Origin of the sequence: Paenibacillus agaridevorans (assembly GCF_018604145.1) — a bacterium.
Lineage (GTDB): Bacteria > Bacillota > Bacilli > Paenibacillales > Paenibacillaceae > Pristimantibacillus > Pristimantibacillus agaridevorans.
Genome location: NZ_CP075889.1, coordinates 8,286,692 through 8,299,629, shown reverse-complemented (window position 1 = coordinate 8,299,629; position 12,938 = coordinate 8,286,692). Strand labels below are relative to the sequence as shown.

Annotated in this window: 9 protein-coding genes; 1 reads left to right on the top strand and 8 read right to left on the bottom strand. The window is 53.3% G+C overall.

What is annotated here, in order from left to right; genetic code table 11:
• Nucleotides 1-708 carry a DNA alkylation repair protein gene (locus KJW29_RS33070; protein WP_214627811.1) on the bottom strand — a complete coding sequence of 236 codons (708 nt, stop codon included), beginning with the start codon at nucleotides 706-708 and terminating at the stop codon, nucleotides 1-3.
• A 161-nt stretch (nucleotides 709-869) separates the two neighbouring features.
• On the opposite strand from KJW29_RS33070, the gene KJW29_RS33065 reads away from it, so the two are divergent.
• Entirely contained in the window at nucleotides 870-2,099 is a 1,230-nt protein-coding gene (locus KJW29_RS33065; RefSeq protein ID WP_214627810.1) for an aminopeptidase, read from the top strand.
• A gap of 90 nt (nucleotides 2,100-2,189) precedes the next feature.
• On the opposite strand, the gene KJW29_RS33060 is transcribed toward KJW29_RS33065, so the two are convergent.
• The 7 genes from KJW29_RS33060 to KJW29_RS33030 all read right to left on the bottom strand — a co-directional run bounded on the left by KJW29_RS33060 (nucleotide 2,190) and on the right by KJW29_RS33030 (nucleotide 12,871).
• A complete protein-coding gene (locus tag KJW29_RS33060; protein ID WP_214627809.1) occupies nucleotides 2,190-3,827 on the bottom strand; it encodes an AraC family transcriptional regulator in 1,638 nt (545 codons plus the stop codon).
• A 196-nt stretch (nucleotides 3,828-4,023) separates the two neighbouring features.
• On the bottom strand, nucleotides 4,024-4,977 hold the full coding sequence (locus KJW29_RS33055) for an ABC transporter substrate-binding protein (protein WP_214627808.1): 954 nt from the start codon (nucleotides 4,975-4,977) through the stop codon (nucleotides 4,024-4,026).
• An 821-nt stretch (nucleotides 4,978-5,798) separates the two neighbouring features.
• Nucleotides 5,799-8,039 carry a family 78 glycoside hydrolase catalytic domain gene (locus KJW29_RS33050; RefSeq protein WP_214627807.1) on the bottom strand — a complete coding sequence of 747 codons (2,241 nt, stop codon included), beginning with the start codon at nucleotides 8,037-8,039 and terminating at the stop codon, nucleotides 5,799-5,801.
• Between the two features lie 12 nt (nucleotides 8,040-8,051).
• Complete coding sequence (locus KJW29_RS33045; protein WP_214627806.1) at nucleotides 8,052-9,335, bottom strand: FAD-dependent oxidoreductase; 1,284 nt, start codon at nucleotides 9,333-9,335, stop codon at nucleotides 8,052-8,054.
• A 60-nt stretch (nucleotides 9,336-9,395) separates the two neighbouring features.
• Nucleotides 9,396-11,021 (bottom strand): extracellular solute-binding protein, encoded by a 1,626-nt coding sequence (locus KJW29_RS33040; RefSeq protein ID WP_214627805.1) that lies wholly within the window; start codon nucleotides 11,019-11,021, stop codon nucleotides 9,396-9,398.
• 21 nt (nucleotides 11,022-11,042) lie between these two features.
• Complete coding sequence (locus KJW29_RS33035; protein WP_214627804.1) at nucleotides 11,043-11,939, bottom strand: carbohydrate ABC transporter permease; 897 nt, start codon at nucleotides 11,937-11,939, stop codon at nucleotides 11,043-11,045.
• Nucleotides 11,940-11,971: 32 nt separating this feature from the next.
• Nucleotides 11,972-12,871 carry an ABC transporter permease gene (locus KJW29_RS33030; RefSeq protein ID WP_214627803.1) on the bottom strand — a complete coding sequence of 300 codons (900 nt, stop codon included), beginning with the start codon at nucleotides 12,869-12,871 and terminating at the stop codon, nucleotides 11,972-11,974.
• Nucleotides 12,872-12,938 lie beyond the last annotated feature (67 nt).

The window sequence follows — 12,938 nt, the reverse complement described above, 5'->3', positions numbered from 1 at the left end:
TTAGCATCTAACGTATTTGCGTTTAAAGCCAATCTGCCCTTTGTCGATCGCCTTCTGAATATTGGCTGGCGCCTGAAGAATTTTGCTTTTGCCATTGTCCAGTTGGACCTCCACGGGATCCACCGCTTTGGCTGTCTCAAAAGCCTGTTCATGGAGCGGTTTGTACGACACGGCGACCGTATACAGGAAATTGCTCATCGAATATTTGGCCCTGGCAGGAGCCTCGTGTATAGTCTGGCTTACCTGTTCAAGCAGGCCTTCCAGCTTGTTCCGGGAGAACTCGCTGTCCGGTCGGCTGCCCAGCAGCCAGCAATAGCAGCTCCAGCCCGCCGACATCCGCAGCTCGTCGCCGCTCGCGATCCATTTGTCCGCCACCTCCTGCGCGATGTCGGTCTCCGCCAACGTGACCGCAACCACGTAGTCGCCAACCATATAGAAATACGCGCTGTCCATCCAACGATCGAAATCCGCTTCGGTCATGGCTTTGGGATCCGCAATGACGCCGGCGAAGTACATGGCGTCGTAATTGCCCGTGTCATACAACTCGTCCGCCAATGCTTGATTCTGCTTAATCTTTCTCTTGATGGGCTTCATCTCGCCCGTGGCAACGCCGAACAACGGTTCATGCGCGCCGTTGGACATATAGATTTTTTTGGTGCGCTCCTTGCCAAGCGCTTCGAGCTCTTGCATAACCGATTCCAGATTCATGTATGGACACTTCCTTTCGGATCATGTGGGGAAAAGCATGTACTAAAAAACTTAACAGGTTCAATTGAATAGTTCAAGCTATGGCCCGCCCCCCGACTATTGCGGATGAAGAAAACAATCGAAATGTGATACACTTTGGTTCAGAAGAGGAGGAATCCATCTTGCCAACTTTAACGGAGTTAACCAAATATGCCGATCTGATCGTCCGCACCGCAGTCCATATTTCGCCGGGACAGACGCTCTGGATCAACGCGCCCATCCATGTGCCGGAGCTGGCCCGCCTCGTCGTAAAACGAGCTTACGAGGTTGGAGCCAAGCAAGTGCACGTGGAGTGGCGCGACGAGGAAATAACCAAGCTTCACTACAGCCTCGCCCCGGACGCGGCATTCGAGCAATATCCCGCCTGGCGGGCGCAAGCCATGACGGACTTGGCCGAGGCAGGCGACGCCTACCTGCTCATCCACTCGGAGGACCCCGAGCTGCTGAAAGGCGTCGATTCCGGCCGGATCGCGGGCTACTCCCGCATCTCTACCACGGCGCTCGCGACCTTTCGATCGTACATGTCGTCGAAACGCATGACCTGGTCCATCGTGGCCGCTCCTTCGGAGGGTTGGGCCAGGCTCGTCTACCCGCAGCTGGAACCGAATGAAGCCGTTGAAACGTTATGGGAGGCCATTCTCCGAATCGTTCGCGTGAACGAGGACGATCCCGTTGCGGCCTGGGAGCGGCATAATAACGAGCTGCTTGCGAAGCGGGCTTATCTGGACGCCAAGCAATACAAGCAGCTCCATTACCGGGGGCCAGGCACGGATCTGGTCATCGGATTGCCGGAACGGCATCGCTGGAACGGCGGCATTTCCTGGAACGAGAAGGGCGCTGCCTTTAATCCCAACGTGCCCACCGAGGAAGTCTATACCGCGCCGCTTCGAACCGGCACGAACGGCTTCGTGCGAAGCACCAAACCTCTGAGCTATCAAGGGAAGCTGATCGAAAATTTCAGCTTGACCTTCGAGCAAGGACGGGTCGTTCATTTTGAAGCGGAGAAGGGTTATGAGGTGCTGGAGACGATGCTGGATCTGGACGGCCAATCGCGTTATCTGGGAGAAGCTGCGCTGGTGCCGCATCATTCTCCGATCTCGAATTCCGGCTTGATTTTCTTCAATACGCTGTTCGACGAGAATGCCTCCAACCATCTGGCTCTCGGCAATGCGTATCCTACTTGCATCGAAGGCGGCGCCTCCATGTCGCGCGAAGAGCTGGAGCAAGCAGGGCTGAATCAGAGCATTCTGCACGTCGACTTCATGATCGGCTCGGCTGATATGGACATCGACGGCATTACGGCGGACGGCGTGCGGGAGCCCGTGTTCCGCAAGGGCAACTGGGCGTTCTAGCTCTCGAACGATTCTGCGGGTCGGCAGCCACGCGTCGGACTTTTCCGGTGCGTGGTTTTTTCGTCCCTCTCGCCCTTCTTATCGCCTCGTTCAACTGCCCCTGAAGATCAGCATCTCCGTCAGCAGCTCCAGCTGCGCTTCTACCGAGACGGGATCGAAGTAGGCGAATTGTTCCTTGCCCAACTCGAATACCCGGTCCCCTCGTACCGCCGCTAGCCCGTTCCAGAGATCGCGGTCCCGCATGAGTCCGATGCCCTCCCCTTCATTTACGACGAACAAATAGCGGGAGGACTCCGCATATTCGGGCAGACGGTCGATGGGGAGGCCTTGAACGATCTGCGTGCCGCTCTCGATCAGTTGGCGCACCTTCGCCGGCGCCGCAAGCCCGAGCCCCCTGTAGACCGCCCAACCGCTACGCCCGTAGTTGTCGCCAAAGACGGAGAACTGGCTGCCTCCGCCCTCCAACCGGATGATCGTGGCCGGGGAGTCGCCGCCCGTTATACCGGCTTCCGTTAAGGCGGCCCGCGCCTTCTCCGCTTTCAATTCGTAACGGGCTACGAACTGCTCCGCCGCCTGCGGACGATCGATCAGCTCGCCGACCAGCCGGATATCCTCGTAGATGCCGCGTTTGCCGTCATACGGAATGATGACGGTGGGCGCAATCTTGGAGAACTGTCCGTAATATTGCGAATGGGTGTCGTTCATCAGAATGAGATCGGGTTCGAGGCCGGCTATCTTCTCCAGGGAGGGCTGTGCTCCCACGTCGACGATGTTCCGCTCCTGCTCCTTCAGGAATTCGCTGCCTCCCCACCAGGTCAGGTTCGCGCCTACCGGCTTGACGCCTATCGACATAAGAATGCCGGCATAGTATAGTGCAACGATTCTCAGTTCGCGGCGACGCTTGGCCACAAAATGTTTGGGCGCCATCCCTACCATTTGCTTAAACCGCCTGCTGAAGTAATACACATCTTGGAATCCCGCATTGCGAGCGATCGTGTTCAAATCGTCGTTCGAGACGAGCAGCCGCTTCTTCGCCTCGTTCATCCGAAGCTCTGTCATATAATCGACGGGACTGCGGCCGGTAAGCTCCTTGAACAGGTACGTGTATTGCCTAACCCCGATGTTAGCCAGCTGAGCCAGTTGCTTTACGCTCGCGATACGCGTAATATCCTCATGCAGTTTGTCGATGCTCCCGCTCACGGCGCTTCGGGGATTTCGCTCCGACTGACCGTCGTTGCGCTCGCACAAATAATAGAGCAGCTCCTGCAGGCGAATATGCTGCCGGTAGCCTTCCAACCCCGTCTTATGCTCGCGGTGCCGGTACAGCTCCTCAAGCATGGAGGCCCATTGGCCGAATGGCTGCACGTGAAGCTTGTCTTCCAATCGCAAAATCTCTTCCTCCGCATCCGGCTCCTTCAACCCGATTCCTTGCTCCTCCGTGCTCGCGATTCGTTCGATGCGGAACGCCAGACGGTAGTAGGCCAGCCCTTCGGATTCCGCGCCGTCCACTTCCAACAAGGCGCCGGGCGCGGCGAGGAAACAATGTCCTTTGATCAGCCTGATGCGTTTGCCGTCGATCATCCCCGCTCCCCTGCCCTGCATGACCGCGATCAGCGAATAATGATGGACGAACAACTTCTGAGACAAATTCTCGGGGGAACACGCCCGGTATTCCATATCCACGAACGTGAACAAATGGGACCGAAAGGATAGCTCAATATGTTTCATGGAGAGCGGATCAACTCCTCGTCGGATACAATGAGAACAATTATCATATATCTGTTAGCCTCCATTGTAACCTCACCGGGGGCTCCTATCAACCTCGGGCACTTGCAAAAAAGAAGCCCTCGTCCGCCGGATTGACGGAGCAAGGACTTCTTCTGAAGCAAGGTGGACGGGTATCCGAAGGGTAAGATAGGATTGCCTATGAATGTTCTAGCAGCAGCTCCGTAATCAAGTCAAGCTGAGCTTCGATAGAGATAGGGTCGAAGTAAAAATATTGTTTTCCGTCCAGCTCGACCGCTTTGTTATTCTTGACGGCCGGGATGGTCTTCCATGTGTCGCTATCCTTCACGAGCTCCAAGCCTTCGCCCTCATTGGAGACCAGAATATAGTCCGCGTCGGCTACATATTCCGGCAACAGCTCCATCGACAACTGCTGAACGATTTGCGCGTTCTGATCGTTCAATTCCTTCTCGATGCGGGCCGGCAGCTTCAGATTCAGTCCGCGATAGACAGACCATCCGCCGCGTCCGTAATTGTATCCGAAGATGGCGAATTGGCTGCCTTTACCCTCGATTCGAATGATGGCGACCTTGGCGTTCTCGTCGATCTTGCCTGCGATCTTCTCTCTGGCGGCCGCCGCCTTCTCCTCGAATTTCTTCTGCAGCTCCTCGCCCGCTTTCGGCTTGCCGAGCACTTCGCCCAGCAGCTTTGCATCGTCGTAGGTGCTGTTTGCCGCATCGTAAGGGATGAGCACGGATGGAGCGATTTTGGCATATTGGTCGTAGTCCTCAACGTTGTTGCTGTTCATGATAATGAGATCGGGGTCTAGCGCCGCTACCGCTTCCAGCGACGGAGGGCCTCCTACGTCCACGATACCGTCCGACTCCAGCTCTTGCAGGAATGGGCTTCCGCCCCACCAGGTCAAGTTCGCTCCGACCGGCTTCATATCGAACGCCAGCAAGAGATGATGATAATACAACGCGACGATGCGCTTCGGCTCCGCAGGAATCTCGACATCCCCGTTGACCGTGCTAACCACGCGTGTCTCCTCCTTCTTCTCGCCGCCTCCGTTTCCGCCGCAAGCGCTAAGCGCCGTTACGATTAACGTTAGCGCGACCCCCAATAATACATGCTTCATTCTGTGTACTTGCATTTTCAAACCCTCCAACGTGATAATAGTTCTCATTATCATCCATTATAGGAGGGCGAGTATACCTCAAACAATAGATTATTAGGCTAGAATTGACCTTTTTCCGGCAAAACCTTGTTATTTTGTACGAATTCGCAGCCCAGGGTTGCTTTTGCAGGCATTCGGCTGTAGTCAATTCAGCTGCTCGTTCGCCTGCTTTTGGGAGCCATAAGCGTTACTAACGCCTATGGCTGCTAAATAGAGTTACTTTCCGGGCTATCGGCGTTTTTAACGCCTACAGCTGCTCGTTCGCCCACTATTTGGAGCCATAGACGTTATTATCGTCTATGGACGCTAATTCGAGTTACTTTCCCTTCCATCGGCGTTTTTAACGACTACAGCTGCTCGTTCGCCCACTATTTGGAGCCATAGACGTTATTATCGTCTATGGACGCTAATTCGAGTTACTTTCCCTTCCATCGGCGTTTTTAACGACTACAGCTGCTCGTTCGCCTGCTTTTGGGAACCATAAGCGTTATTAACGCCTATGGCTGCTTAACAGAGTTACTTTACGGCCCATCGGCGTTTTTAACGACTACAGCTGCTCGTTCGCCTGCTTTTGGGAGCCATAAGCGTTACTAACGCCTATGGCTGCTAAACAGAGTTACTTTACGGCCCATCGGCGTTTTTAACGCCTACAGCTGCCCGTTCACCTGTTTTTTGGAGCCATAAGCGTTATTAACGCCTATGGCTGCTAAACAGAGTTACTTTACGGCCCATCGGCGTTTTTAACGCCTACAGCTGCTCGTTCGCCTGCTTTTTGGAGCCATAAGCGTTATTAACGCCTATGGCTGCTCGCTGCGTATCTTTACGCCATCAGGCGTAAGTAAAAACGTTCCTTCCTTCCCATGCTCCAGCACAAACGGTCCGGCAACCGTCTGGAACGATAGATGCAGCTCCTCAAGACTTGCAGGAATTCGAGGCCGGAAGTTCACCTCTGTCCATCCCGGCTCCGCCGGCTGAATGCCCGCGATATGTTCGATCAGCATCGGAATCGGTGCGCTTGCCCAAGGGTGGCATAAACTTGTATTCCACTTTGCGTCCTTCGACCAAGCTTCGAAGCAGGTTGTCGCTCCTTCCTTGATCATGGTGCTCCAGGAATTGGCGTCGTCGGATACAATCAGCTCGTAAAGCAAGTCGTATGCTCCCGCTTTTGCCAACGACTGAAGAACAAAATAAGCCATATAGACGCCGCAGCTCAGCCTCTTTTGGCTAATGAACCGCACAATCGACTGTACTTCTTCCCCTTCGTCGGCAAGTCCAAATAGCAGCGACAGAGCATTGGCATGCAAAGAATGATGGCTGGAGCCCGCCGCATCCACAAACAATCGATGCTCCGGATCGTAAAACTGCGTTCGGAACGACTCGCGCCTTTGCTCCTGCTTTTGCTTATCTTGAGAATCCCCCTGAACCTGAACCTGGGCGTCCAGAATATCCCGCATTTGCAGCACGACGCTCCAGGCTCCGTAATAAAAAGCATTTACAACAAGATGGCAGCCCTCGCCGATTGGCAGCGTCAACGGAAAATCGTAGTCGTCCCTCATCCCAACCGGCCAGTCCACCAAATTCCACTTGTCCGTTACCCGCTCCAGCAGGCCATCCTCTCGTTCGAATTGCGCGAAATGGCGGAGAATGCCTTCGGCCGCCGGAAGCATCTCGCGCAGGAAGTCGGCATCGCCGCTTTGCCTGTAATATTGCAGCAGCTGCATAGGCCATTGCAGCGAGAAGTCTGCAATCTCCTGCATATGATGTCCCGGCGCAACCGCCGTAAAACCCTCGCATACTTTAAGGGAATATTGCCGGAAATCAAGCAAGGATTTGCGAAACAGCCGCAAATCGCCCGAGAGATAGGCATGGGCATGCGTAATAATCGTATTGTCGCCCAGATACTGCCCCTTCTCTCGACTAGGGCAGTCCACGTAGTTTTCTTGAGAGCCCCATTGCACGCCGTTGCCGCAAATCGACCAGATCTGATTTAACAAATCATTGGAGGAGCGGAATCGGCTCGCTTGTTCATCCAACGGGTAATGCCTTGCGGTGGCATGAATACTGTCTATATCGATGACAACGGAAGACGGCGCAATAATTTCGGCGTAACGAAACGCTTTGTAGTCATAGAAGTCAGGTTCGTCCACCTCGCCCGATAAGGTCCAGAGCTCCCGGTAATCGCAATTGCAGCGCATCTGAAAGCGAACGCGCCGAGGCTCTTGCTCCGCTCCGTCCCCGGACTCAAGCAGTTCCTCGCCGCAGCGGATTTCGACGATATCTCCCGCTTGACCGCGCGCCTGAAACTGCAGCTGTCCGGTCAATTCATGACCGAAATCTATCCAAAGGCCGCCCTCCGATAACCGAACAACGCGCTGCGGGCGGATGGGGTAAACCGCAAGCGGAGGCGTCGGCTGGGCAATCAGCGTATAATCATGGCCCGCGAGCGTACGACACGGCTTCCAATCGGCAAGAGAAGCTTCGGGTTCCCGCCAATCGGCCTGTTTCTTCCGGCTGTCTATCGCTTCGAGAAACTGCGTATTATAGCCGATAATGCCGCCGCTGCCGTATTCCTCCGCTATCCGGCACAACCATGTCTCATCGGTAACCGCCGCGAGCCGTCCGTCGATCTCCAATTCCGCGATCATGCCCTGGCGGTAATCGCCGCTGTTGTAAGAGCGGCAAACAAGCCCGTGATAATAGAGATGAACGGCGATCACGTTCGTTCCCGGCTTCAAATAGGGCGCTACGTTATATCGATTGTAATAATAATGATCGTAGCTGCTTTGCGCCGGACCTTGACCGACCGGCTGGCCGTTGATATAAAGCTTATAATAATCGTCCGCTGTAATATCCAGCCACGCTTCCTCGACAGCCCGATCCCATTGCAACGATTTGCGGACGAGCATATGAACGTTCGTTAAAGCTTCCTCGTGACTATGCGCCTGCCCGTCCTCCATCTCCTTATGAAACAAATCGAGCTTCGGCCGATCGACGAACCGTTCATCCGTAATCCATGACGCCGTCCAACGTTTCTCCACCTTCCATTCCCCCTACATACGATTCGGCACGATTGCGCCATGTTGTCGCAGACAATCCGTCAATTCCTTGTAAGACAACTCCTGAACCTTTACGTTATTTCGCGAGGCAAGCGCGGCGGCGGCTCCCGCGGCTTGCCCGGTAGCCATGCAAGTGGCTTGAACCCGATAAGCGGAATTGGCCATCTGATCGCCTGCTATACAACGTCCGGCGACAAGCAGATGTTTGCTCCGAACCGGTATAAGCGCTTTGTACGGAATCGTCGCGACGACATGCTCGGCCGGATACTTTTTTATAATCGTGTTGCTGCTCGGATGATGCAGATCTATCGGATAATAGCTGTAACACACCGCGTCAGGCCACACATACCCATTTAAATACGCTTCTTCGGTGACGGTTTCCTCCCCGACGATCCGCCATGTTTCGCGAATGCCGCATTCGCTCGCGGCAAATCGGATCGTAAGCCGCTCGCAGCCCGGAACCGTGCGCAGAAATTTGTAGATGCGCAGCAAGGTCCGGCGCGCCTCCAGCTCGGCCGCCGTTCTTGTCGCCGAGCTGCCGCCGTCTATTCCCGGCACATGCATGCTTATGGCGCCGCCCTTTAAATCGTGATAGAACGGAATGTCGCTTGCCGGATGATCCGTCATACGAATTTCTCCTTTGGCAAGCGCCGCGTCATAAAGCTGCTTTAGCTCAAGCGGATTAATATCGTCCATCACGTATCCGCCGATTTCATTGATTAACGTTCCAGGCTGCTTATGCTCGCTCTGGACTCGTTCATAACCGAGCAAGCCGCATACATCTGCATCGCCGGTTGCATCCACAACCTTGCTCGCATGCAGTCGGCTTACCCCCTCCTTGCCCGCCACGGTCAGCAAAATGCCCGAATCGGTCTCTTCGGCCGCCGCCGTCATTTCATGGAACCTCAATTCCACTCCGGCGTCGACGCACAGCTCGTCCAGTACGGCCGAATACAGGAAACGGTTGACGCGAATCTGGTGCTGCCAATGCCGTTCGGGCACGACGGAGAAGTCCGGCAGCTCCGCTCCCTCCAGCTCGGCCGTCCGCACGACCGCATCCCAGCCGAGTCCGGCGATCACTTGTCGCCCCCAAGCGTGGAATAACCCCGGGAAATTGACGGCTCCGACCGTTGTCGTACCTCCCAGCATCCCGTTTTTTTCGATCAAGGCCGTTTTGGCTCCCGCTTTGGCCGCTTGCATCGCTGCGGCTGTTCCCGCCGATCCGCCGCCGACCACGACGACGTCATACTCCTGTATGTTTCGTTGCTTCTCCCTCATAATCCTCTTCCTTTCCGCAAGGAAAAGGGCGCAGCATCTCGCTTCGCCCGTTCCCGATTTTTATTTTGCGCTATTCCAACGATCATAGGAGGCTTGATAGATGCCTACCAGCTCCTCTACCCCCATTTTGTTCATCGTCTGCACATAATCTTCCCACTTCGATACCGGATCTTGGCCTACAACGATTTTCGCTTCCATCTGCTCGATGAAGGTTTGCAGATCGACAGTGATCGCATTTACCCGTTGCAGCTCCTCTTCCGTGAAATAAGCAAGCGGGAACGCCTTCTGGCCATAGTCCACATATTGTCCGACCTGATCATTAAGCACGAAACCGAGCCAATTCGAATTCAGGAACTTTTTCTCAAGCTCCTCGTTGGCAAATCCGTAACCCAGATTAGATACCTTCATATTTTTATAATCGTTCTCCAGCATTCCCTCAGGCACGATGTACTCCACATATTTGGGATCCGTATCGGACCAGCGATAACTTTCGCCTTCAATGCCGTATTGCGCGTGCAGATAGCCTTCTTCCGAATAGAGGTAGTCCAGCCACCGGATCGTAGCTTCGGGATGTTTATTTGCGCTGGTGATCGCGAACATGCCGCGGCGTATCGTATCCCTCTCCGGGTAAATCGGCGTTGCGCCCGCCTCGCTCACGAGCGGAGGCATTTGCGGATTGTCCAATATATTATTAGGCACAACCTGCTTGTCCTTTCCACCGAATATTGGCAAGCTGTTGCCCATTACGCCGTAAAGCTCATTCTCGCCTTTCGCTGTCATTTGCGCTTTATTTTGGGAGAAAATTTCCGGATCCAGCAGCTTCTCTGCGTACAACTTCTGCATAAAAGCCAAATATTCCTTATAGCCGGACTGCGCCGGCACAAAGACGGCCTTATCGTCTTTTACATGAATAAAATCGCTTACATAGCCGAAGTAAGACAACATAATCGGGCGAAGATAATGCAGTTTGTTATCCCCGGTCAACGGAATTTCGTCGGAAACACCATTCTGGTTAGGGTCCTGATCGCGGAACTTAACAAGCATGTCATATAATTCGTCAACGGTTGAAGGCAGCTTGCTAATGTTCAAATTGTTTAGCCATTCGCCATTGACAAACAATCGGGGAAAACGGTCGCGCGGATGATCCGCAATTTGCGGCAGCGCGTAAATATGCCCGTCCGGCGCGGTAATCGATTGGCGAATCTCCGGATAATCCTCAAACAGCTTCGTCAAGGTTGGCGCATAATCCGCAATTAATTGCTCCAACGGAATCAGCATGCCTTGCGAGCCATAATTCACTTCGTCATTGCTGCTCAGTCCGCCATTAAAAAATACATCCGGCAATTCATTGCTGGCAAAAGCCAAATTTTTGCGTTCACTATAGGAGCTGCTCGGCAATGTCGTATATTCGAACTGGATATTCGTATCCGCTTCCATTCCTTTAAAGAAATACAGGTCTTCCCAATTCCGCTGCATGTCCTCGGCGCCCATCATCGTCAGCTTGATCGGCTGATCAACGAGCGGAAGCCCCGTTTCATTAAATGTTTTCGGCGAATCGGACGGTTTCTGCCCTTCTGCCTGCTTCGTATTCGTATTGCCTTCGTTGCTATTCGACGCGCAGCCCGGCAATATGGCCAAACATAATGCCACCGCTGCAGCTACGCTGCGCACTGTTTTTGTTTTCATCGTAAAAGACCTCCCTGTTTTTTATCCTTTTATGGATCCGATCATAACGCCCTGCACAAAATGACGCTGAACAAACGGATATACAATAATAAGCGGCAGAGCGGCAACGATCATAACCGCGTATTTGATCAGCTCCGATATCCGGGTCTGCTCCGCCATCATCAATTCCACATCGCCGCCGTTCATCAGCATTTGCGCCGCGATTTCTTGCTGCACCAGTATTTCCCTCAAGAACAGCTGCAGCGGGAACATGTCTCGGTCGCTTAAATAAATGAGTGCTCCAAAATATTGGTTCCAATGGCCGACGCCGTAAAAGAGCGCCATAACCGCGATAATCGCTTTGGATAACGGCAGCACGATGACAAAAAACATTCTGAAATCCGAACAGCCGTCCATTGCCGCCGCCTCCTCCATCTCCCGCGAAATGTTCGATTGGAAGAAGGTTCGCGATACGATAATATTGATCGCCGAAGCCGCGGCGGGCAGCAGCAACGCCCAATACGTGTTCACCATGCCCAGGTCCTTCACAAGCAGGTAGTTTGGAATTAAGCCGCCGCTAAAAAACATCGTAAAAATAATAACGAGCATCACCGGCGTGCGGCCCGGCAAATCCTTTCTCGCCAGCGCATACGCGCATGGCAAAGTGACGGCCAAATTAATCAATACGCCGGCAACCGTATAAAATGCGGAGTTCAAGTAACCCTGCCAAATATCCGGATTTTGAAATACCCGTTCGTAACCCTCGAACGTTAATCCCTTTGGCCATAACCACATTTGTCCGGTATTTACATAAGACGGATCGCTAATCGATGCGCTTACGATATAGATAAGCGGATACAACACCAGCATAGCCAGAAGCGCAAGAAATCCGCTATTGATAGCCTGGAACACCCGGTCTCCCCATGTTTGTCTGATCATCCCTTAAGTCCCTCCGGTCTTCCGCCTCGATTCTACCATAGACTGTTGCCGCTCCTTCTCGCCAGTCTGTTGAAGGTAAGCAGAATCGCAAAATTAATGGCGTTGTTGAACAAGCCGATTGCCGCCGTATAGCTGTACTGCGCTTGCAGCAGACCGCTCCGGTACACATGGGTCTGAATGACCTCGGAGGACTCCATGTTCAGCGGATTTTGCAGCAAATAGATTTTTTCGAATCCAACGTTCATGAAGCTGCCCAAATTAAGAATAAACAAAATAATAATGGTTGGCATAATGCCCGGGATATTGATATGGAAGATTCGCTGCCAGCGACTGGCGCCGTCGATTTGCGCAGCCTCATGAAGCTCCGGATTGATGCCCGCGAGCGCAGCCAAATAGATGATGGCGCCCCACCCCAGGTTCTGCCATTCCCCGGACAACACATAAATGCTTTTGAACCATCCCGGCTCTGTAATAAACGAGATCGGCTCTCCGCCCAGTGCTTTGATGAGCGTGTTGACAATGCCCGAGGATGGATCCAGAAATACCAGAATCATGCCCGAGATGACGACGACCGAAATAAAATGCGGCGCATACGTGACTAGCTGCACGAAACGTTTGAACCGCGCCTTGGCCACCTCATGAATCGACAGCGCTACAATAATCGAGACCGGGAACAGCGCCAGCTGGTACAAGTTGATTTGCAGCGTGTTTTTTAACAGCAACCCGAAATAATACGAATTAAAAAAACGTTCGAAATGATCTAAACCAATCCATGAGCTTCCCCATATCCCTTTTACAGCCGAATAGTTTTTGAAGGCGATTTGCGCGCCGTATATCGGAATATAATGAAAAATGATAAAGTAGGCAAGCGCCGGAACAAGAAAGACGTACAGTTGCCAATACTTGCGGATGTTCCTTGAAAGCGTGGCCATCGAATTTTCTTCCCTCCCCTCATCGGTTTATGCTACTCACTATAGATTTGAGGGGAGTGTACTGTAA